We start from the raw sequence: 21,206 nt of genomic DNA, 5'->3' as shown, positions 1-21,206 counted from the left end.
TCATTCGGCGTTGGCGGACACGCTCGGCCTGTGGTTGATCCGGTCGCGCTCGTCCCGGACGATGATCTCCGGGTGGTGGGTCAGCAGCGCGCTCTCGTGCCTGCGGAAGTGGTGACCGCAGAACAGCAGGTCCAGGGTGAGCCCGAACTCCACCCGGACGAAGGCCTGGGCGCCGCAGCGGTCGCAGCGGTCAACGAGCTTCAGCGGCTCGGCCGTCCGCACCCGTTCGGTCGTCATGGTCATCGCTCCACCTCCATAGCAGGGAATCGTCGGGGTTCACCGGTACATTCGGCCGTCGGCCGGTCCATCTGAGGGGTCACGCCGCCTCGGGCGCGATCGGCAGGGCCTCGGGCGCGATCGGCAGGGCCTCGACCGCGACGTGCCGCAGGGCGGCCTCGTCGGCGGCCCGGTCCGCGGCGGAGAAGCCGGCCCACACCGCGTGCCCCAGCGGCACGTCACTGACCCGGGCGGTGGGGGCGAAGTCGATCCGCTCGACCGGCTCGGGGTTCCCGGCCTCGAACGTCAGGGCGGTGCCCTCCGGCACCATCGTGATCTCGGTCAGCGCGACGTCGGTGCGCTCGGCCACGGCCCGCAGCCACGCCGGGTTCGACGCCCAGTACAGGGTGCCCGCGGCGTCCCGCCCGATCGACAGGGGGCTCATCGCCGCCCGGACCAGGTTGACCCGCCCGGGGCGCCCCGGCTCGGCCCACGCCAGCGCGGCGCGTCCGACCAGCGATCCCAGGACGTCCTCCAGGGGGGCGCCGCTCGCGATCGCCTGGTAGACGACCTCGGTGTCGGTCTCGCCCGCCCCCTGGGGGACGTCGAACCGCTCCCGCAGGACGTCGGCCTCGACGTCGCCGTTGTGGGTGCCGACCAGGTGCCCGACGGCCAGCGGGCTGGAGTTGACCAGCCGCCGCGGGTCGCCCTGCGTCGCGGCCCGGGTGTGCCCGAGGACCGTGCCGGCCCCCAGGAAGTCATCGTGGAGCCCGTCCTGCCACAGCTCCCGGAACAGCCCGGTCCGCTTGACGATCCGGGATCCGCCGAACCGGACGTCCTCCAGCGCCGACGCGCCCTCGGGCGCCGCCTGTGTGGCCTCCCGGCTCAGGAACGCCAGACCGGCCGCGTCCTGTCCGCGTCCTTCGGAGAGCTCTCCCAGCAGCCGCAGTGTCGCCAGCCCCTGCACGTCGTCCACCTGCGGTGCCCGAAGCATCCCGAAGATCCCGCACATGAGAGCCGCCCCCCGTAGTTTCGCTTACGGGTTCCATTTGGCCCTGCGGACGTTGCGTTCCCCGGTCACTCTGGGTGCAGAACGGTTGCGCTGGAAAAACCCACTCAGGTCCGGCGTAGAGGAGTTGGCAAAGCCTCGCCGAGGCCCGGCGGGGCGGGGCCGAAGGGGAAATCCCTTTGCCTGTGCCGCGAGCACGAACCTAGGCTTGCGCCCCATGCGCGCGATTACCGAAGGTGAGCTGCGGACGTGCTTCGTCAACTGCTCCAAGGGCGACGCCAAGCGCCTCAACCTCCCCAAGGACTTCGCGGAGTCGCCCTGGGAAGACCTCGACTTCCTCGGCTGGCGGGACCCCAAGGCCCCGGACCGCGCCTACCTGGTCGCCGAGAGGGGTGACGGGCTCATCGGGATCGCGCTGAGGTTCGCGTCCGCGCCCGGCAGGGCGCGCGGGTTCAACTCGACCAGCATGTGCTCGTTCTGCCAGACCGTGCACACCGGCGGCGGTGTCGCGCTGCTGGGCGCGCGGCGCGGCGGCGAAGCCGGCAAGCAGGGCAACAGCGTCGGGCAGTATCTGTGCGCCGACCTGGCCTGCTCGCTGTACGTGCGGGGCAGGAAGCAGACGCTGCTGGGCGATGGCCACGACGACGGCGTCCCCTTGGCGGACAGGGTCGAGCGCCTCAGGACGAACCTGGACGCCTTCATCGCCTCGGTCATCGCCTGATCGACGGTCACCGGGGGGTGGCGGTGCCGAGGATCTGGGGGGACGCCGGGAAGGGGATCCGGGTGTCGGCGCTGGTGAGGTGGTCGATCCGGTCGATGCCGAAGCCGGCCCGTTCGATCGCCGTCCGGGTGTCGCGGCCGCAGTGGCAGCCACCGCCGAAGAGCGGCCAGACGGTGGCGTCGAGGGCCTTCTGCGCGCGGCGGCGTCCAGGGGAGGCGGCCTGGACGTGCTCGAGGAAGCGGAGCCGTCCGCCGGGCCTGAGGACGCGGCGGATCTCGGCGAGCGCGCGCCCCTGGTCGGGGACCGTGCACAGGACGAGGCAGGCGACCGCGGCGTCGCACGAGGCGTCGTCCGCGGGCAGCGCGTCGGCCACGCCGTCCACGACCTTGATCGGCACTGGGACCGCGGCCGCGCACGTTTCGGCGAGGGCGCGCAGGTGCGGTTCGGGCTCGACCGCGATGACCTCGGTGACCGGCTCCGGGTAGTGCGGGAAGTTGAGGCCGTTGCCGGCGCCGACCTCGATCACGCGGCCGGACAGGCCGTCCAGGAGCGCGCGCCGGTGCGCCCCGAGGCCGGGTTCCATGAGGCGGCTGGTACGGGCGTAGACGCGGGCGAAGAGAGGGTGGCCGTGGCTCATGGCGCCGGGACGGTGGTGGGGTGGCCGGCGGCCCGCCATTCGGGGATGCCGCCGTCCAGGGGGCGGGCCCGGTGGCCGCGGGCGCGCAGCAGGCGGACGGCGTCCAGCGACATGAGGCAGAAGCGGCCGCGGCAGTAGGCGACGATGTCGGTGCCGTGCGGCAGTTCGGTCAGGCGGTCGGCGAGCCGGTCGGCGGGGATGTTCAGGGCGCCGGGGATGTGGCCTCCGGCGTATTCGGCGGGCGGGCGGACGTCCAGTACCACCACGCCGTCGGCGAGGCGGGCGGCGAGTTCGTCGCGGGTGACGGGTTCCAGGGCGGCGGGGTCGCCCAGCCAGTCGCGAGCGGCCTGCCGCACGTCCGGCAGGCGGGCGTGCGCGAGCCGCTTCGCGTCCTCGACCAGGACCGCCACCCGCGGGTCGGCGAGCCGGTAGCGCACCCGGGTCCCCGACCGCCGTGACACCGCCAGGCCCGCGCGGGTCAGCTCCTTGAGCTGGGCGGACGTGTTGGACGTCCGCATCCCGGTGGCCGCCGCGAGTTCCTCCACGCTCCGCTCGCCCTGGGCGAGGACGTCCAGCAGCTCCAGCCGGGACGGGTTGGACAGCGCCTTGCCGATCCGCGCGAACCCCTCGTACACCTGCGCCTTCGCCGACGTCACCGAACCTCCAATAGTCTTTGGAATATTGTAGGGCAAGCCGACGGCCTGACGGCCGGGCTGGGCGGCGGCTTCACGGTCACGCGGGCCGTCACCGACCGGCATCGGACGCCGTCCGGCGCCGTCCAGCCCTTCACCTGGGTCACCGCGCGGTTCCGCTGACATGGCCGTGGCCCGGCGCGCGTGCGCCGGGCCACGGAACGGGTGTTGATCTACATTGTAAAGGCGGGTGCCTCAGACCTGGAATCGCCCGACCAGGTCCCGCAGCGACTGGCTCATGTCGGCCAGTTCCATCGCGGCGATGCGAGAGCGCTCCACGCCCTGGGTGGTGGTGGCGCTGGCGTCCGCGACGCCGGCGATGTTGGCCGCGATGTCGCCGCTGGCGGTGGACGCCTCCGCGACGTTGCGGTTCATCTCGCTGGTGGTGGCGGTCTGCTCCTCCACCGCGGCGGCGATCGTCGCCTGGTAGTCGTTGATCCGGCCGGTGATGTCGGAGATCTTGTCGATCGCCTCGACCGCCGCGGCGGTGTCCGCCTGGATCGCCTTCACGCGGTTGGCGATGTCCTCGGTCGCGCGCGCGGTCTCCTGGGCCAGGTCCTTGACCTCGCCCGCGACCACGGCGAAGCCCTTGCCGGCGTCGCCGGCGCGCGCGGCCTCGATGGTGGCGTTCAGGGCGAGCAGGTTGGTCTGCTCGGCGATCGAGGTGATCGTCTTGACCACGTTGCCGATCTCGATGGACGACTGGCCGAGCTTCGCCATCGTCGAGTTCGTGGTGGCGGCGACCGTGACCGCCTCGCCCGCGACCGTCGCGGCCTCGGAGGTGCTGTTGGAGATCTCCCTGATCGACACGCCCATCTCCTGGCCGCCGGCGGCGACCACCTCGACGTTGCGGGAGACGTCTCCCGCGGCGGCCGCCACGACCGACGCCTGTGCGCTGGCCTCTTCGGCCGACGAGGCGATCTGCTCCGCCACCTCGGAGAGCTGCGTGGACGCCGTCGCCAGGGTCTCGCTGTGGGAGACGAGCGCCGAGACCGTCCCGGCGAGGGCCTCGGTCGTCTCGTCCAGCGCGTCACCGAGCTGACCGAGTTCGTCGCGGCGGTTCATGCGCGTCCGGACGGTCAGGTCGCCGGCGGCCACGCGGTGCAGGGCCGACACGACCGTGCCCAGCGGCCGCACGACGGAGCGGGTGACGGCGATGCTCATCGCGGCCGCCATGCCGAGGGCCAGGACGAGGGTGGCGCCCAGGATCCAGCGGCTCGTGCTCTCGACGTCCGCCATCTCCTTGCGCAGGGAGGCGATCCGCTTGCTGATGGACGCGGTGAGCGCGTCGCTGACCTCGACGCCCTGGGACCAGGCGTCGGCGGCCTCGCCGCCGTTGATGCTGTTCATCGCCTCGGCGCGGCCGGCCTGGGTGTCCTTGCGCAGCAGCTCCATGACCTTCTCGTCCCAGACGAAGAACTCGTCCCAGGCGGGGCGGAGCTTGGCGACCTGCTCGCGCTCGGCGGCGGTCAGGTACTGGACGTGCATCGCGTCGATCGCGGCGTAGAGGGACTCCTTCGACTTCAGCTCGCCCTTGCGGTTGTAGGCGTCGTCGGCGGCGGAGACCTTGCCGCCGAACGCGCCCGCGTCGGCGACGACGAGGCCCTGCCAGCCGGTGATGTCGGCGACGGTGTACGCGAACTTCTGGACGTCGTCCTCGACCTGCTCCAGATCGTCCAGGCGGGTGCTCAGGTCCTGCTGCTTGCCGATCTGCCACTGGCCCACGCCGACGGCGGCGGCGATGAGGAGGGTGACGAGCAGGAAGGACAGCCCGAGGCGCTTGCCGACGCCGGTGTTCGCGAAACGAGACATGACGCGTTTCCCTCGATAGGTAAGCACAGCCCGACATGGCGGTGGTGAACTCTCATCGGCAGCGCCTCCGCCCCATCTGAGGAACACGGCCGAAATCAGGCTCAGATTTGGAATCGGCCGACCAGGTCGCGCAGCGACCGGCTCATTCCGGCGAATTCCATCGCAGCGCCCGTGAAGCGCCGGCGATGATCACCTGGGCGGGTCGGCGAGGTCCAGTTCGAACCAGACGGTGCGGCCCGCGGCGCCGCCGTCCTGTCCCCAGCGGGCGGCGCAGCCCGCGACGATGGCGAGGCCGCGGCCGGATGTCGACCTGTCGTCGACGGAACGGGTGGAGGCGACGGAGTCGGCGGGTGCGACGGGGGCGGTGGCGCCGGGGCGGAGGCCGGACGCGCAGCCCTGGTCGCTGACCTCGACGCGGACGACATCGACGTCCAGGCGCACGCCGACCTCGAAGGTGCCGCCGTGGCCGCTGCGGGTGTGCAGGACGGCGTTGGCGGCGAGTTCGGACGTCAGGAGGACGGCGATGTCGGCGGCGGGGCGGTCGCCGATCTCGGCCGCGACGAAGCGGCGGGCGTGCCGGACCTGGTCGACGCGGCCGGTGAAGCGGCGGATCGCGTGCGTCATCGGGGCAACCCCTCGGGGATCGTCCGGGCCGCGGGGAGCGGCCCGGGGGGTTACATGAGGGCGATGTCCTGCTCGACGGTCGTCGCCATCTGGTAGAGGTCGAACCAGGTGTCGTCGTCCTCGGATGACGGTATCCAGGAGGCGCGGATCTCGTGCCGCTCCTCCTCGTACTTCAGGGCGTAGCTGCGCAGGTCCTGCGCCCATCGTGGATCCAGCAGCCGCACTATGGCGTTGAAGTCGGACACCGCCGTCTCCTCAGTCCGTTGATCACATCCCCGCCAGTCCGTTGGCGGGGCGATTCGCGCTCTTTGCCTTGCGGGGGTCCTCCGCGGGGGCGAGCGTTATGAATGTCGGCTCCGGGGGGAGCCCGGCCGGTTGCCACCCGGTGGTGGGTCGGTTGCGGATGGCCGGAGAGTGGTGACGAAACCGTCCGGAAACGGTATGGCAGCTCAGTGGATACTCAGAGTGATCGACTGGTAGCATTCTGGAATGACAGTTGGCCGCAGCCCGGCGACCTCCCCCGAGGTGGTCGGTGCGGGTGGCGGATCGGACGGGACCGTGACCGAACCGCGCGTGCTGGTGATCGAGGACGAACGGGACGTCCGCGACCTGCTCGCGCACTATCTCGAAGGTCTGCACTGCGCGGTCCGCACGGCCGACAGCGGAGAGTCGGGTCTGGAACTGGCCCGTGACGATCCTCCCGACCTGGTGATCCTCGATGTGCGGCTCCCGCATATGGGCGGGCATGAGGTGGCCCGCACGCTGCACGCCGATCCCCGGACGAGCCACTGCAAGCTGGTGATCACCTCGGTGCTGGACATGGAGGACATCTGTGACATCGAATCCGACGGCATTCTGCACAAGCCGTTCCGCCGCGCGGACGTCGAGCGCATCGTGAAGCTGCTGCAGGGAGGGAGGTGACCATGGCCATCGTGCTGGTCGCCGAGGACGACTCCGACATTCGCGATCTCATCGTCTTCAAGCTGGAGCAGGCGGGGCATACCGTCCTCCCTGCCGAGAACGGGCAGGTGGCGCTGCGGGTGGCCGCGGGCCGGACGCCGGACGTGGCGCTGCTGGACGTGATGATGCCGGGCATGTCGGGTCTTGACGTGTGCCGGGCGCTGCGGGAGCGGCCGGAGACGGCGCGCATCCCGATCATCATGCTGACGGCGCGGGCGCAGGAGAGCGATGTCCAGACGGGCCTGCAGGCGGGTGCCGACGACTACATCGTGAAGCCGTTCAGCCCGCGCGATCTCACGCAGCGGGTGGAGACGGTGCTGGCCCGGGCCGGGACGTGATCTTCGGGAACCTTTCGCAGGTGGTGCTGGGGGTCCTGCTGAACGGGCTGGGCCTGCTGGGGCTGGTCATCGTGACCGGGCGGGTGCGGCACCGGTGGCGGGCCGAGCGCGACGCGCGGCTGGCGGCGCAGGCGCGGCCGTGGCTGCTGGCCCTGATCGGCGGGGACGACGACGTCGCCGAGCCGCTGGACCGGCTGAGCGCGCTCGGCCGGCGGGAGTGGCGGGCGATCATGCCCAGCGCGCTGACGCTGCTGGCGCAGGTGCGCGGGCAGGGGCACGACGCGCTCGCGCTGCTGTTCGACCGGCGCGGCCTCGCCGGGGACGCGCTGCGGGGCCTGTCCGCCCGGGGCGCCGTGGCCAGGGCCGACGCCGCGTACGTGCTGGGGCTGCTCGGCCGGATCGAGGCCGTCCCGCGGCTGCGCAGGCTGCTGGGCGACCGCGATCCGCAGGTCCGGGCGGTGGCGGCGCGGGCGCTGGGGCAGATCGGCGACCCGGTGGCGGCGCCCGACCTGATCGGCTGCCTGTCGGGTGCGCGGCAGGTGCCGGCGCACATCGTGGTGCAGGCGCTGATCCTGCTGGGGCCGCCGGCGCGTCCGGCGCTGGTGGCGGCGCTCGCGCGCGGCGAGGCGCCGGTGCGGGCGGTGGTGGTGGACGTGCTGGGCTTCACCGGCGGGTACGCGGGCTCGGCGGAGGCGGTCCCGGCGCTCGCGCGGGCCGTGGCGTCCGATCCGGCCGAGGAGGTGCGGGCGCGGGCCGCGCGCGCCCTGGGGAAGATGGGCACGCGGGAGTGCCTGGACCCGCTGCTGGACGCGACGGACCCGGCGTATCCGGAGGCCGTCCGGGCGGAGGCGGCGCGCGCGCTGGGCGAGCTGGGCGCCGTGGAGGCCGTTCCGGTCCTGCGTGATCTTCTGGGGGCGCCCGGTTACCGCGTGCCCCACAGTGCGGCGGAGGCCCTCAGGGAGCTGGGCCCGCCCGCGTGGGAGGCCCTGCGCGTGGCGGCGGCCGATGCGGAGGGGCCTGCGGGCGGGGGGCCGGTGGCGGCTCACGCGCGGGAGGCGCTGGCCGTGGTGGAGTTGCGGCGCGGGGTGCGGCCGCCTGTCGGCGCCGTGGCACGTGTCCGGCCGCCCTCGGGGCATTGAGCGGGGTCGACGCGGACGCGCTGTTCGCGGCCGGGCAGGACGTGCTGGTCGCGGTCAACGTGGCGCTGCTGGCCTACTTCCTGTGCGTGAACACCAGCTACCTGCTGCTGATCGTCCTGGCCGCGCGGGACGCGGTGTACCAGCACCGGCGGGAGTCGTTCTCCGGGGACGAGTCGGTCTACGCGAATCCGCTGGTGGCGCCGATCAGCATGATCATGCCGGCGTTCAACGAGGAGGCGGGGATCGCGGAGGCGGTCCGGGCGATGCTGGCGCTGCGCTACCCCGGTTTCGAGGTCGTCGTGGTGGACGACGGGTGCACCGACGGGACGTTCGAGCGGCTGCGGGCCGAGCACGACCTGGTGGAGATGCCGCGGGTGGTGCCGGGCGACATCCCGGTGCGGGGGGAGATCCTGTCGGTGCACGTCCCGAGCCAGGGGACGGTGCCGCTGGTGGTGGTCCGCAAGCGCAACGGGGGCCGGGCCGACGCGACGAACGCGGGGGTCAACTTCGCGCGGCATCCGCTGGTGTGCATCGTGGACGCCGATTCGGTGCTGGATCCGGACGCGCTGCTGGCGGTGGCGCGGCCGTTCTCCGACGATCCGTGGCGGGTGGTGGCGGTGGGCGGCACGATCCGGATCGCGAACGGCTGCACGGTGGTCGCGGGCCGGGTGACCGAGGTGCGGATGCCGTCGCGGTGGCTGGTCCGGATCCAGGTGATCGAGTATCTGCGGGCGTTCCTGCTGGGCCGGACGGGCTGGTCGCGGCTGGGCGGTCTGCTGGTGATCTCGGGGGCGTTCGGGCTGTTCCGGCGGGACCTGGTGGTGCGGATCGGCGGGATGGACCCCGATTCGATCGGTGAGGACGCCGAGCTGGTGCTGCGGCTGCACCGGCGCATGCGGGAGGAGCGCGCCGACTACCGGATCGTGTTCGTGTCCGGTCCGGTGTCGTGGACGGAGGCGCCGTCGACGGTGCGGGTGCTGGCGCGGCAGCGGCGCCGGTGGCAGCGCGGCCTGGCGGAGCTGATGTGGAAGCACCGCGCGATGATCGGGAACCCGCGGTACGGGCGGATCGGGCTGTTCTCGCTGCCCTATCAGCTGCTGTTCGAGCTGCTGGCGCCGGTGGTGCGGCTCGGGAGCCTGCTGCTCCTGCCGGCGGGGCTGCTGATGGACGCGGTCGGGATGGCGTTCGCGGTGTGGTTCGTCCTGGCGTCCTACGGATACGGGGTGCTGGTGACGTTCACGGCCCTGGCCGTGGAGGAGTACGCGTTCCGCCGCTACCACCGGTGGAGCGATCTGGTGGTGGCGGCGGTGGCGTCCCAGCTCGAGGGGCTGGGATACCGGCAGCTCAACGCCTGGTGGGGGATTCAGGGAATCGCTGCGGCGCTGCGCCGTACACCCCGCGTTTGGGGGGTAATGACGCGGGAGGGGTTCAGCACGCCCGGCGGGGCCGGCGGGGACGGGGGACGATGACGAGGCGGTGGAACGGCAGTGTCGCCGCCCTGCTGCGGCTGACGTTCACGGTGCTGCTGGGCCTGATCGTCCTGATGGGGGTGCTGGCGGTGTCGGAGTCGCTGCGGCAGCAGGAGGCGCTGCAGCAGGTGACGCGGCACACCACCCCGATGCGGGTGGCGAACCTCCAGCTGCGCTCCACGATGGGCGACGCGACGCGGGGCGTGCGGAACCGGCTGATCCACCGTGACTCGGCGGCGCTCTACCTCGAGGCGCGGTCGCGGCACCGGGCGCTGCTGGAGGACATGGAGTCCTACGCCGACAACCGGCGGCTGCGCGAGGCCGTCCGGACCTGGCGGGGGCACGTCCAGAACTTCTTCGCCTATGCCGACCGGGCGATGCAGGGGCCTCCGGGCGGTCCGGACGCGCTGGAGCACGCCAACGGGACGCGGATGCGCTATGAGGTGCTCCTGCGGTACAGCGAAGGGCTGGAGAGGCGGCTGGCGCGGCAGGTGGAGGAGCTGTACGACAAGGCCGCGCGGCAGCGGACGGTGGGCCAGGTCGAGATCATCGCGGCGGTCCTGCTGGGGTTGCTGCTGGCGGGGTTCACGGCGCTGCGGACCTACCGGGTGCTGCTCGGCCCCCTCGGCGCGATGGACCGGACGCTGCGCCGCATCACCGCCGGCGACCTCGGCGCCCGCGCGCCGACGAGCGGGCCGGTGGAGATCCGCACGGTCGCGACCGCGATCAACACGATGGCGGAGGAGGCCGCGCGGCTGCGGCGCGCGGACGCGGAGCGCGCGCGGCTGGCGAAGGTGGCCTACGACGCGTCCGCGCGGATCCGGCGGACGCTGGACGGCGACGATGTCGTCCGGGAGGCCGCGACGGCGCTCGGCGCCGGGCTTCCGGCGGGCGCCGTGTACGTCCAGCTGATCATCGACGAGCAGGTCGGTCCCGCGGAGGTGGAGTGGTGCGACGGCGGGCTCGTGGCGGAGCCGACGGCGTTCCCGCCGGTCCACGCGGACATCCAGCGGGAGCTGTACCGGAGCGGCGCGACCATCGCGGGCAGCGCTATGGACCCGCCGGAGTACATGCCGGAATTCGTCCGGGAGGCGCTGCGGCGGCTGGGCGACGTGCAGTTCCTCATCGTCCCGTTCGGGGCGGCGGCGGTGTCGCTGGGCACCCTCATGCTGACCCGCCCGTCCGGCCGCGGCCCCTGGACGGAAGAGGAGATCGCGGTCGTCAAGGCGGTCGGCGCCGACGTGGGCCGGGGCCTGGAGCAGGCGCGGCTGTACGCGCGGGAGAGGGAGCTGGTGGACGAGCTGCGCGCGCTGGACGCCGCCAAGACCGACTTCATGTCGACGGTGTCGCATGAGCTGCGGTCGCCGCTGACCAGCATCGCCGGCTATGTGGAGCTGCTGCGCGACGAGGACGCCGGCGGTGTGAACCCCGTCCAGGACCGGATGCTGGACGCGATCGAGCGGAACACGACGCGCCTGCGGATCCTCATCGAGGACCTGCTGACGCTGTCGCGGATCGAGTCGGGCGCGTTCCGTAGCGTCCGGCAGCCCCTGGACGTGTGCACGATCGTGGAGGGGGCGGTGGAGTCGATGCGCCCGGTCGCGGCCAAGAAGGAGGTCCAGCTCACGATCGACTGCCCGCCGCCGGTGATCGTGGACGGTGACGCCAACCAGATCGACCGCGCCGTGGTGAACCTGGTGTCCAACGCGATCAAGTTCACTCCGGCCGGGGGCAGGGTCGGTGTGAAGCTGGGCGTCCAGGGCGAGGCGTGCGTCCTGTCGATCTCCGACACCGGCATCGGCATCCCGGCCGGGGACATGCAGCGGATGAACGACCGGTTCTTCCGCGCGTCCAACGCCACGGCCCAGTCGATTCCCGGTACCGGGCTCGGCCTGTCGATCGTCCGCAGCATCGTCGCCAACCACTCCGGCGCCTTCGAGCTGGACTCCGTCGAGGGCGCGGGGACCACCGTCACCGTCCGGATCCCGCTGACCGGTACCGCCGCCGACGCCGGCACCACCGTCGCGGCCGAGCCCGAGAGGGACAGCGCGAGGTGAGAGGGCGATGGAACGGCAGCGTCGCGGGCCTCCTGCGGCTGACGTTCACGGTGCTGCTGTCCCTGGTCGTGCTGGTCGGGGGCCTGGCGATCGCGGAGTCGCTGCGGTACCAGACGTCGCTGCGGCAGCTGTCGCAGCACATCACCCCGCTGCGGCTGACGAACCTCCAGCTGCGCTCCACGATGGGCGACGCGACGCGGGGCCTGCGCAACCACCTGATCCACGGCGAGCCCGACACCCTGTACCTCCAGGCGCGGTCGCGGCACCGGGCGCAGCTGGACCGGATGGAGTCCTACGCCGACAGGCCGGGCCTGTACGACGACGTCCGCACCTGGCGCCGCCTCACCGAGGAGTACTTCGCCTACGCCGACCGGGCGAACGCGATCCCTCGCGGCAGCGGGCGCACGCTGGAGTACGCCAACGGGGCGCGGCGGCGCTACGAGGGGCTCCTGCGGTTCAGCGACGGGCTGGAGGGCCGGCTGGAGGAGCGGGCCCGGGACCTGGACGAGCAGGCGCAGCGGCAGCGGCTGTGGATCCAGACCGGGGTGATCGCGGCCGTGCTGCTGGCACTGGCCTTGGCGGCGTTCACCGCCCTGCGGACCTACCGGGCCCTGCTGCCGCCGCTGCGCGCGATGGACCGGACGCTGCGCCGCATCACCGCCGGCGACCTCGACGCCCGCGCGCCGACCTCCGGGCCGGTGGAGATCCGCACCGTGGGGGCGACGATCAACACGCTGGCCGAGGAGGCGAGCCGGATGCGGCGCGCCGAGAAGAAGCGCGCACGGCTCGCGCGGGTGGCGTACGAGGCGTCCACCGTGATCCGGCGGACGCTGGACACCGACCAGGTCGTCCGGGAGGCCGCGACCGCGCTCGGCACCAAGCTCCCCGCGGGCGCCGTGTACGTCGAGCTGATCACCGACGAGCGGGTCGGCGCCGTGGAGGTGGAGTGGAGCGACGGCGCCCTCGCGCCGGTGCCGCGGACGTTCCCCTCGATCGACGCCGAGCAGGTCCAGAGGACCTACGACGCCGAGTTCGTCGCCTCGGGCAGGACCCTGGACCCGCCCGACTACATGCCCGAGGACGTCGTGGAGGCGTTCCGGGAGCTCGGCGACATGGAGTTCATGGTCATCATGTTCGGTGCGGGGACGGTGGCGCTGGGGGCGCTGCTGCTGACGCGCCCCGCCGAGCGCGGCCCGTGGACGGACGAGGAGATCGCGGCCGTCAAGTCGGTCGGCAGCGAGCTCGGCCGGGGGCTGGAGCAGGCGCGCCTGTACGCGCGGGAGAGGGAGCTGGTGGAGGAGCTGCGGGCCCTGGACGTCGCCAAGACCGACTTCATCTCGACGGTGTCGCACGAGCTGCGGTCGCCGCTGACCAGCATCGCCGGGTATGTGGAGCTGCTGCGCGACGAGGACGCCGGCGACGTCAACCCGGCGCAGGACCGCATGCTCGACGCCATCGAGCGGAACACGACGCGCCTGCGGCTCCTCATCGAGGACCTGCTGACGCTGTCGCGGATCGAGTCGGGCGCGTTCCGGACCGTCCGGCAGCCGCTCGACCTGTGCACGATCGTGGAGGGGGCGGTGGAGTCGATGCGCCCGGTGGCGGCCAAGCACGACGTCCGGCTGACCGTGGACCTGTCGTCCATGCCCGTCGTCGTGGACGGCGACGCCAACCAGATCGACCGCGCCGTGGTGAACCTGGTGTCCAACGCGATCAAGTTCACCCCGGCCGAGGGCCGGATCGTCCTGACGGTGCGGACCCGGGGCGACGCGGCCACCCTCGTGATCTCCGACACCGGCATCGGCATCCCCGCCGGGGAGATGCAGCGGATGACCGACCGGTTCTTCCGCGCGTCCAACGCCACCGCCCGCTCCATCCCCGGTACCGGGCTCGGCCTGTCGATCGTCCGCAGCATCGTCGCCAACCACTCCGGCGCCTTCGAGCTCGACTCCGTCGAGGGCGAGGGGACCACCGTCACGATCCGCATTCCCCTGACCGGCGCGCCACCGGCGGAGACGCCCGGATGAACCTGCGGGATGTCCGCATTAAGGTGATCGTTGCGGACGAGCTGAACGGAGCGGTGCCATGGACGTCGAGCGGACTTCGCTGCCGGGGATCGGGCTGCGGCACGTCTTCACCACCGAGCGGGGCCGGCAGGTCGGCGTGGTGTCGCACCACACCGGCCGCCGGGACCTGGTCATCTACGACAAGGAGGACCCCGACAGCTGCGTGGTGGCGGTGGCGCTGAACGGCGACGAGGCCGGCGCCCTCGCCGAGCTCCTGGACACCGGCCGCGTGGTGGAGCGGCTCGCCGAGCTGCAGCGCGAGGTCGAGGGCCTGATGACCGAGCAGATCCCCCTCGCCCCCGGATCCCCGTACGCGGGGCGCCCCCTCTCCGACACCCGGGCCCGGACCAGGACCGGCGCGTCCATCGTCGCCGTCGTCCGCGCCGGCCAGGTGATCGCCAGCCCCCGCCCCGACTTCGTGTTCAACGCGGCCGACGTGGTCGTCGCCGTCGGCACCGCCGAGGGCACCGCCGCGGTCGTCGACATCCTCACCCGGGGCTGAGGCCGCATGCCGACGGCCGCCCTGTACGCGTCCGGCGACCAGTCGCAAGCCGCGCTCCAGCTGATCGAACTCGGCGCGATCATCCTCGCGCTCGGCGTCCTCGGCGCGGTCGCCGTCCGGTTCGCCATCTCGGCGATCCCCCTGTACCTGGTGGCGGGCCTGGCGTTCGGGGCGGGCGGCATCCTGCCGTTCGGCGCCAGCGAGGACTTCGTCTCGATCGGCGCCGAGGTCGGCGTGATCCTCCTGCTGTTCACGCTCGGCCTGGAGTACACCGCCGGTGAGCTGGTCGGGACGCTGCGGACGTCCGCGCCCGTCGGGTTGGCCGACCTCGTCCTCAACGCCGCCCCCGGCGTGATCGCCGCGTTCCTGCTCGGCTGGGGCCCGGTCGCCGCCGTCGCGCTCGGCGGCATCACCTACGTCACCTCGTCCGGCATCACCGCCAAGGTCCTCGGCGACCTCGGCCGGCTCGGCAACCGGGAGACCCCCGCGATCCTGTCGATCCTGGTGTTCGAGGACCTGGCGATGGCCGCCTACCTGCCGATCCTGACGACCCTGCTGGCCGGCGCGTCCCTCATGGCGGGCCTGACGGCGCTGGGCGTCGCCGCCGCGACCATCACCGTGATCCTGTTCATCGCGCTGCGGCACGGCAAGCTCGTCGAGCGGTTCGTGTCCAGCCCCAACGACGAGGTGCTGCTGCTGAAGGTGCTCGGCCTCACCATGCTCGTCGCGGGCCTGGCCCAGCAGCTGCAGGTGTCGGCCGCCGTCGGCGCGTTCCTCGTCGGCATCGCCCTGTCCGGCCCCCTCGCGCACAGCGCCGCCGAACTCCTGGCCCCGCTGCGGGACCTGTTCGCCGCCGTGTTCTTCGTCTTCTTCGGCCTGAACACCGATCCCGCCGACCTGCCCCCCGTCCTGGCCGTCGCCGCTCTCCTCGCCGCCACCGGCATCGCCACCAAGGCCGCCACCGGCTGGCTCGCCGCCCGCCGCGCGGGCATCGCCACCCCCGGCCGCCTCCGCGCCGGCGCGGCGCTGGTCCCCCGAGGCGAGTTCAACATCGTCATCGCCGGCCTCGCCGTGACCGCGGGCCTCAACCCCCGCCTGGGCCCCCTGGCCGCCGCGTACGTCCTCATCCTGGCGATCGCGGGCCCCCTGCTGGCCCGCGCCACCGACCCCCTGTCCCGCGCCCTGCGCAACCGCCGCCCCAAGACCCCCGACCCGACCCGCCAAGAACACGAACACCCCGCCCAGGTGTGACCGCAGGATGCGCATTCTGTTGCTTTGGAGTGTGTATTCTGAGCGTATGGCGCGACTCAACATCACGCTCCCCGATGAGCTGGCCGAGACCTTGCAGGAGCTCGCCCAGGCCAAGAAGATCCCTTCGGTGTCGGGCTTCCTGGCCGACAGCGCCCGGCTCAAACTGGCCTATCTCCGGGACGCCTCCGCCATGGACGAGATGTTCGGCGCCCCGAGCCCGGACGAGCAGGCCCTCATCGGCCAGATGATCGATGGCGGCACCCTGCACGGCCAGGACGTGGCGTGATCCTCGGCCACGTCTTCGACACGACCGCTCTGGAAGACCTGGCCCTGGGCAAGACCATCTACGTTCGCGCCAGGCTGCGCGCCTCCATCGCCCAGCACGCCACCATCGTCATCCCCGCCGCCGCCCTCGCCCGCGCCTGGCAGCTCGTCCCCGACCATGGCCGCGCCGTGCTGGAGAGACTGCCGGACATGCAGGTCGTGCATGTCGACGACATGGACGACGTGATCGCCCGGCAGACCGGCCTCCTCACGACCACCGCACCCGACCTGGCGGTGGACGCCGCCCAGGCCGCCTGGTCCGCGCGCTGGCGCCGCTGGCCCCTCGTCACGGCCGCCCCCGAAACCTACGGAGCCGTCCGCGGCGTCCGCGTGGAGCAGATCCCCTGACTCGAAGGAGCCGAGATGATCTTCTCCGCCGACCTGGAGATCGGCGTCGACGAGGTCGACGACATGGAGTTCCCTGTCGAACAATTCCTGGTGGCACTGGCGAACCTCGAGGACTCCGACCCCGCCATCGAGGACGTCGACATCACCGCGACGCTGGCCACCGGCGACATCCTGATCACCATGTGCGTACAGGCCGACGACCTCGCCGAGGCCGGGCAGAAGCTCGTCGCCACGGTCCGCTCCGCGCTCCACGAGATCGGTGACGGCACGGCGGGCTGGGAGCAGATCGCCCGTGACATCCACGAGGCGTGCATGAACGTCCGAGCTCCCAGTCGGCACCTCGCGCAAACCTGAACCACCGCCGCGCGGGATGGAACAAGGCCCTCGCTCCGCTCGGACTCATCCCTGGGGCTCCGCCCCCGCACCCCCGAAAAGCCTCCAAGAAGGCGTCAAGAGCCGCTCGGCCCAGGGGCCGAGCGGGTCACCGCGGCCCTCCGGCCTGCCGGGCGTCCTGGACGAGCGCCTGCCGCTCCTGTTCGCGCTGCTCGGCCAGCCGGTCGCGTAGGCCGTCGCCGGTGTCGGCGTGGACGGTCTGCGCGCAGCCGTTCCACAGCTCCGCAGCCGACAGCAGGTGCCGCCGGGTGGCGTAGTAAGTCCCCTCGTCGCTGACCCACAGCGACCACTCGGCGAACTCCTCCCCCAGCCGAGCGCGCAACGCCCCGGTGAGCGCGTTCCGCGTCCGGCCGTCGAGTGGTCGCCGGCTGTTCGCAGCCATGTCCGTCTCCCGGGTTCGGTGGCGATTCGGTCACGTTCAGTGAATGGCGTGCGCGGGTCTCGCGGTAGGCGGACACTGAGGGGCGGAAGGCGGACGGTCGAAGGGTCCGCCCGTCCGGTCGGAGTGAACGGATCACCAACGATGACCGAGCGAGAACGCCCCCGATGGGCAGAGCGGCTGCAGGACGAGCGGGAGGCACGCGGCTGGTCGAAACCAGCGCTGGCCCGGCATCTGTTCACGGCTGCCGGGCAATCTCCCGCCGCCGGTCAGGTCGCATCGCTGGCCAGGCAGATCCGCCGTTACGAGGCGGGCGCGCACTTTCCCCGCGACTGGGCGGCCGCCTATGTCGCGGTTTTCGGTCTCCCGGACGAACGCGCCTTGTTCGGTGCGGAATCCGCCTCGGTCATCGACAATGAGGACGTGAACCGCAGAGCAATGCTCGGCCTGATGGCGGCCGGCGTGGCCGCCGGATCATTGAGCCGCGACCTCGAGCCGCTGCGCGGGGCGTTCGAGACGGCCGTCGCCGCCGAGGCCGGAGAGCGTGACGCGGACGAGTGGGAGCGCGTGGCGTACGACTACGCCCATGAGGTCGGTTTCGCGCCGTCCACGCTGCTGCGCCCCGAGCTGTCGACCGACTTCGGCGAGCTCATCACGTTGATCCCGGCGGCGCGCGGCCCGGCCAGGACCCGGCTGGTGCATGTGGCGGCGCAACTGGCCGCGCTCATGGCGATCACGCTGACCAGTCTCGGTGACTCCCGCGGCGCCCGCCGGTGGTGGCGGACGTCGGCGCGGGCCGCGGACCAGACCGGTGACCCTGTGATCGCCTCGTTCGTGCGGGGCCGCGCCGCCGTGTTCGGCCTCTACCTGACGGCACCCCGGGCCTCGGCGCTCGAGCTGGCGGACGAGGCGATCGCCCTCGGCCGCGGTACCGCCTGCGTCGGTGTCGTCAGCGCCCACGCTGCGCGCGCCCAGGGGCTCGCCGAGATGGGCCGCGACCGCGACGCGACCGCCGCACTCGACGATCTGCGGAGGGTGTTCGAGCGGCTGCCTGAAAGCGTCCGCGCCGACCGGAGAACCCAGTGGGGATGGTCGGATCAGCGGCTCCACCACGTCAGCAGCCTGGTCCACACGGTCTCCGGTGATGTCGCATCGGCGATGCGGGCCCAGGAGGACTCGCTGGCCGTGTATCCGGCACGGAACCGGCAGGCGCGAACGCAGATCGAGATGCACCGGGCGGGCGCTTTGATGAAGGCCGGGGACGTAGAGGAAGGGGCCGGGCACCTGATCGGTGTTCTGGAGCACCTGCCGGACAACCTGCACGGGGACGGATTGCTGTACCGGAGCGCGATGACGTCGCTGAAGCTCACGCCCCGCGATCTGGCGGGACGAGCCTGCGTCAGGGAGGCCCGCGCGCTGCTCATGACCACGGTGGGGCCATGACACCGGCAGGGCTTTCGTTCACGCGGCATGAGCCGTCAGCGGCTTTGGAGATCCTGGACGACGTCATCGTGCCGCTGTACGTCGCCAGCCACGCCGACGTGATCGACCGGCCGTTCTACTCGGCGGAGCGGTTCGCCGAACGGTTCCCCGGCTATGCCCGCGCGCCCGGGTTCGAGATCGTCATCGCCCACCTCGAGGGACGGCCCGTCGGGCAGGCGTTCGGGTACGCGCTTCCGGTCGGGGCGCGGTGGTGGACGGCGCTGACCACGCCCGTCCCGGACGGCTTCACCGACGAGACCGGGGCGCGGACCTTCGCGTTCAACGAGCTGATGGTCGTCCCGCGATGGCAGGGCCGGGGCGTCGCGCACGCACTCCATGACGCGCTGCTGGGTGGCCGCCGTGAGGAGCGTGCCACCCTGCTCGTGCGCAAGGACAACACCTCCGCGCGCCGCGCCTACGACAGATGGGGTTGGACGCCGATCGGCGAAGCCCGCCCGTTCCCCGACTCCCCGCTTTTCGACGTCCTCATCGTCCCCCTGCCCCTGCCACGGGACGCCGCGTCCGGCACGAGCTGATTCGGTCCGACCCCGACGGCGCCTTCCTCGACAGGTATGCCGCTGAACACGGCCCCACGGCTGATCGGAGAGCGTCCAATGCGCCGTGCGGGCCGTGCGTGCCCTTGATTCCCGATGAGTTCGGGGCGGGCGGCTGGTCCTATCTCGTGACACCTGAGGAAAGGACGCCGCCATGTCGGAGCTTCTCGTCGACTTCATCACCTCCCTCGACGGTTACGCGTCGGGCGAGGGCTGGCCCGGGTTCTGGGGGCTCGAGGGGCCGGAGTACCTCGCCTGGCTGGACGAGCAGCCCGAGGTCACCTACCTCATGGGAGCGAACACCTACCGGCTGATGTCGGGTTTCGCCGCCGGTGAGGTCCCGGGCGGCCAGGACGAGTTCCGCGCTGAGGAGGAGGCATCCGTCGACCAGCTGACGCAGGCGCCCAAGGTGGTGTTCTCCTCCTCGCTGGAGGAGCCGCTGACGTGGGCGAACTCCACCCTCGTGCGCGGTGACGCCGTCGAGACGGTCCGCGCCATGAAGAAGGACGGCTCGGGGATCCTCAGCACGATCGGCAGCCTCAGCCTGTGCCGGTCCCTACTGCGGGCCGGACTCGTCGACCGGTTCCGGGTCGGGATGTTCCCCGTGATCACCGGGGCCACGGGTGCGGAGCGCATCTACGACGGCTACCCGGACGTCGCCCTCGAGATGATCGAGCACCGGACGTTCGACGGCCGCATCCAGATGCTCGAGTACCAGCCGCGCGTGCTCGAGCACCCGCCGCTCGGCGCCCCCGCCTGACGTCGCCCCGGCGCCCGTGAGACGACGCGCGTGGACGTCTCGGACGATGGTGCGCAACGCCGGCGGCGAACGGTCCCCGGTCTGGAGCGGCTCGGGGAGCTCGGGCAGCGGATGGCGGAGGCCGGCTGAACGCTCCGCCGGCCGGGAGGGAACCTCGCCCGGCGGGTAGACCAGGGGTGGCGATCGCGGCGGGTTTGGAGGGGTCATGATTGCCACGATGGCGCGGGACGTGGCGCTGCTCGTCGCGCGGATCTGCGTCGGCGCGGTGTTCGCCGCGCACGGCTGGCAGAAGCTCGTCACCAACGGCATCGACGGCACGGCGGCGTTCTTCGACCAGGCCGGGGTGCCGCTGCCGACCGTGTCGGCCTGGGCGGCGGCGCTCATCGAGCTGGTCGCCGGCGGTGCGCTGATCCTGGGCCTGGCGATGCCGGTGGCGGGCCTGCTGCTGGTCTTCGACATGCTGGGCGCCTACCTGTTCGTCCACGCGGGCAACGGCCTGTTCCTCGACCAGGGCGGCGCCGAGTTCGTCATGACGCTGGGCGCGGCGAGCCTGCTCCTGGCGGTCTTCGGCTCCGGACGCTTCGGCATCGACCACCTGCTCGCCTCCCGGGCGCACGGCCGCCACGGGCACCACCGGGAACACGCCATGACCTGACCGGGCCGTCCGGCCGGCGCGGGCCATGATCCTTACCCTGTACGGATAGAGTTCGGCGGAGAGGATCCATGGCCCCACGAATCGACGACGACGAGGCGACCGAGCAGCCCCGCGTCCCGCTGAGCCGGCGGCGGGTGCTGCGCGCCGCCGTGGAGATCGCCGACCGCGACGGCCTCGGCCGGCTCACGATGCGCGGCCTCGCGCAGGAGCTCGGGGTCGAGGCGATGTCGCTGTACCACCACGTCGCCAACAAGGGGGCGGTCGTGGAGGGCGTCCTCGAAGTGGTCCTCGGCGAGATCCTCCGGGCGGCGGAGGAGGTCGAGGCGCCCGACCCGGCGGACGACTGGCGGGCGGCGCTGCGCGCCCGGGTCCTCGCGGCCCGGGAGGTCCTGCTGCGCCACCGCTGGGCGCCGCGGGCGCTGGAGGCGAGCACCACCACGAGCCCCGCGGTCATCGCCTACTACGACGGCGTGGTCGGGATCCTGCGCGCGGGCGGGTTCTCCTACGACCTGGCCCACCACGCGCTGCACGCCCTGGGCAGCCGGGCCATCGGGTTCAGCCAGGAGCTGTTCGAGCCCGGCGGCGAGGAGGGCCCGGCCGAGGCGCCGGACGCCGCCGCGATGGCGGAGCGGTTCCCGAACCTCGCCGGGATGGTGGGGGCGATCGCCCACGACGACCCGGACGGCACCCTGGGCTTCTGCGACGACCGGTTCGAGTTCGAGTTCGGCCTCGACCTGATCCTCGACGGACTGGAACGGCGCCGCATCGGCTCGTAAGCCCGAAAAGAAATGGACGCGGTGATGGCCGGCTTGTAGGGT

At 72.4% G+C, this 21,206-nt stretch carries 25 protein-coding genes; 17 read left to right on the top strand and 8 right to left on the bottom strand.

Annotated features, from left to right (window positions below):
- Together IE99_RS0127150 and IE99_RS0127145 are read right to left on the bottom strand one after the other, a co-directional pair.
- On the bottom strand, positions 1-243 hold the full coding sequence (locus IE99_RS0127150; RefSeq protein WP_245623358.1) for a DUF7455 domain-containing protein: 243 nt from the start codon (positions 241-243) through the stop codon (positions 1-3).
- 73 nt (positions 244-316) lie between these two features.
- On the bottom strand, positions 317-1,210 hold the full coding sequence (locus IE99_RS0127145) for a class II glutamine amidotransferase (RefSeq protein WP_169744494.1): 894 nt from the start codon (positions 1,208-1,210) through the stop codon (positions 317-319).
- A gap of 232 nt (positions 1,211-1,442) precedes the next feature.
- Here IE99_RS0127145 and IE99_RS0127140 point away from each other — a divergent pair, with 232 nt between their 5' ends.
- Positions 1,443-1,946 (top strand): FBP domain-containing protein, encoded by a 504-nt coding sequence (locus IE99_RS0127140; RefSeq protein ID WP_030176962.1) that lies wholly within the window; start codon positions 1,443-1,445, stop codon positions 1,944-1,946.
- A gap of 7 nt (positions 1,947-1,953) precedes the next feature.
- Here IE99_RS0127140 and IE99_RS0127135 read toward each other — a convergent pair whose 3' ends face one another.
- From IE99_RS0127135 to IE99_RS0127115, 5 genes are all read right to left on the bottom strand, one after another.
- On the bottom strand, positions 1,954-2,583 hold the full coding sequence (locus IE99_RS0127135; RefSeq protein ID WP_030176960.1) for a class I SAM-dependent methyltransferase: 630 nt from the start codon (positions 2,581-2,583) through the stop codon (positions 1,954-1,956).
- Positions 2,580-3,239, bottom strand: coding sequence for an ArsR/SmtB family transcription factor (locus IE99_RS0127130; protein WP_030176958.1), 660 nt, complete (start codon positions 3,237-3,239; stop codon positions 2,580-2,582). The genes IE99_RS0127135 and IE99_RS0127130 overlap by 4 nt, the downstream gene beginning before the upstream one ends.
- A 231-nt stretch (positions 3,240-3,470) precedes the next feature.
- A complete protein-coding gene (locus tag IE99_RS0127125) occupies positions 3,471-5,087 on the bottom strand; it encodes a methyl-accepting chemotaxis protein (RefSeq protein WP_030176957.1) in 1,617 nt (538 codons plus the stop codon).
- Between the two features lie 189 nt (positions 5,088-5,276).
- Complete coding sequence (locus tag IE99_RS0127120) at positions 5,277-5,711, bottom strand: ATP-binding protein (RefSeq protein WP_030176955.1); 435 nt, start codon at positions 5,709-5,711, stop codon at positions 5,277-5,279.
- Positions 5,712-5,761: 50 nt separating this feature from the next.
- Entirely contained in the window at positions 5,762-5,956 is a 195-nt protein-coding gene (locus IE99_RS0127115; protein ID WP_030176953.1) for a hypothetical protein, read from the bottom strand.
- A gap of 313 nt (positions 5,957-6,269) precedes the next feature.
- On the opposite strand from IE99_RS0127115, the gene IE99_RS0127110 reads away from it, so the two are divergent.
- From IE99_RS0127110 to IE99_RS0127060, 11 genes are read left to right on the top strand one after another with little or no spacing between them, the layout of a single operon-like run.
- Complete coding sequence (locus tag IE99_RS0127110) at positions 6,270-6,632, top strand: response regulator (RefSeq protein WP_169744493.1); 363 nt, start codon at positions 6,270-6,272, stop codon at positions 6,630-6,632.
- A 2-nt stretch (positions 6,633-6,634) separates the two neighbouring features.
- Positions 6,635-7,009, top strand: coding sequence for a response regulator transcription factor (locus IE99_RS0127105; protein ID WP_030176949.1), 375 nt, complete (start codon positions 6,635-6,637; stop codon positions 7,007-7,009).
- Positions 7,010-7,029: 20 nt separating this feature from the next.
- Complete coding sequence (locus IE99_RS0127100) at positions 7,030-8,148, top strand: HEAT repeat domain-containing protein (protein ID WP_157610511.1); 1,119 nt, start codon at positions 7,030-7,032, stop codon at positions 8,146-8,148.
- The gene (locus tag IE99_RS0127095) at positions 8,145-9,617 is read left to right on the top strand and encodes a glycosyltransferase family 2 protein (protein WP_211258939.1); all 1,473 of its coding nucleotides are present in this window, start codon (positions 8,145-8,147) and stop codon (positions 9,615-9,617) included. The genes IE99_RS0127100 and IE99_RS0127095 overlap by 4 nt, the downstream gene beginning before the upstream one ends.
- Complete coding sequence (locus IE99_RS30805) at positions 9,614-11,674, top strand: ATP-binding protein (protein WP_051713370.1); 2,061 nt, start codon at positions 9,614-9,616, stop codon at positions 11,672-11,674. The genes IE99_RS0127095 and IE99_RS30805 overlap by 4 nt, the downstream gene beginning before the upstream one ends.
- A complete protein-coding gene (locus tag IE99_RS30800; protein WP_051713368.1) occupies positions 11,671-13,701 on the top strand; it encodes a HAMP domain-containing sensor histidine kinase in 2,031 nt (676 codons plus the stop codon). The genes IE99_RS30805 and IE99_RS30800 overlap by 4 nt, the downstream gene beginning before the upstream one ends.
- A gap of 58 nt (positions 13,702-13,759) precedes the next feature.
- Positions 13,760-14,242 (top strand): cation:proton antiporter regulatory subunit, encoded by a 483-nt coding sequence (locus IE99_RS0127080; protein ID WP_030176939.1) that lies wholly within the window; start codon positions 13,760-13,762, stop codon positions 14,240-14,242.
- A 6-nt stretch (positions 14,243-14,248) separates the two neighbouring features.
- Positions 14,249-15,493 (top strand): cation:proton antiporter, encoded by a 1,245-nt coding sequence (locus tag IE99_RS0127075; protein WP_051713366.1) that lies wholly within the window; start codon positions 14,249-14,251, stop codon positions 15,491-15,493.
- Between the two features lie 46 nt (positions 15,494-15,539).
- Entirely contained in the window at positions 15,540-15,779 is a 240-nt protein-coding gene (locus IE99_RS0127070; RefSeq protein ID WP_169744492.1) for a ribbon-helix-helix domain-containing protein, read from the top strand.
- Positions 15,776-16,165, top strand: coding sequence for a hypothetical protein (locus IE99_RS0127065; RefSeq protein ID WP_030176933.1), 390 nt, complete (start codon positions 15,776-15,778; stop codon positions 16,163-16,165). The genes IE99_RS0127070 and IE99_RS0127065 overlap by 4 nt, the downstream gene beginning before the upstream one ends.
- 15 nt (positions 16,166-16,180) lie before the next feature.
- Positions 16,181-16,519 carry a hypothetical protein gene (locus IE99_RS0127060; RefSeq protein WP_030176931.1) on the top strand — a complete coding sequence of 113 codons (339 nt, stop codon included), beginning with the start codon at positions 16,181-16,183 and terminating at the stop codon, positions 16,517-16,519.
- Positions 16,520-16,646: 127 nt separating this feature from the next.
- Here the strand turns inward: IE99_RS0127060 and IE99_RS30795 are convergent, their stop codons facing one another.
- A complete protein-coding gene (locus IE99_RS30795; RefSeq protein ID WP_051713360.1) occupies positions 16,647-16,940 on the bottom strand; it encodes a hypothetical protein in 294 nt (97 codons plus the stop codon).
- Positions 16,941-17,081: 141 nt separating this feature from the next.
- On the opposite strand from IE99_RS30795, the gene IE99_RS0127050 reads away from it, so the two are divergent.
- The 5 genes from IE99_RS0127050 (at position 17,082) to IE99_RS0127030 (ending at position 21,164) form a co-directional block, all read left to right on the top strand.
- A complete protein-coding gene (locus IE99_RS0127050; RefSeq protein ID WP_051713357.1) occupies positions 17,082-18,380 on the top strand; it encodes an NsdA family TPR-like regulatory protein in 1,299 nt (432 codons plus the stop codon).
- Entirely contained in the window at positions 18,377-18,955 is a 579-nt protein-coding gene (locus tag IE99_RS0127045) for a GNAT family N-acetyltransferase (protein ID WP_030176925.1), read from the top strand. Before IE99_RS0127050 ends, IE99_RS0127045 begins: the two co-directional genes overlap by 4 nt.
- A 172-nt stretch (positions 18,956-19,127) precedes the next feature.
- On the top strand, positions 19,128-19,733 hold the full coding sequence (locus tag IE99_RS0127040) for a dihydrofolate reductase family protein (RefSeq protein ID WP_030176923.1): 606 nt from the start codon (positions 19,128-19,130) through the stop codon (positions 19,731-19,733).
- 205 nt (positions 19,734-19,938) lie between these two features.
- A complete protein-coding gene (locus IE99_RS0127035) occupies positions 19,939-20,388 on the top strand; it encodes a DoxX family protein (RefSeq protein WP_051713355.1) in 450 nt (149 codons plus the stop codon).
- A gap of 68 nt (positions 20,389-20,456) precedes the next feature.
- Positions 20,457-21,164 carry a TetR/AcrR family transcriptional regulator gene (locus tag IE99_RS0127030; protein WP_051713353.1) on the top strand — a complete coding sequence of 236 codons (708 nt, stop codon included), beginning with the start codon at positions 20,457-20,459 and terminating at the stop codon, positions 21,162-21,164.
- Positions 21,165-21,206: the final 42 nt, after the last annotated feature.

Origin of the sequence: Spirillospora albida (assembly GCF_000718255.1) — a bacterium.
Classification (GTDB): domain Bacteria; phylum Actinomycetota; class Actinomycetes; order Streptosporangiales; family Streptosporangiaceae; genus Spirillospora; species Spirillospora albida.
This window is presented reverse-complemented; position numbering and strand designations above follow the sequence as displayed.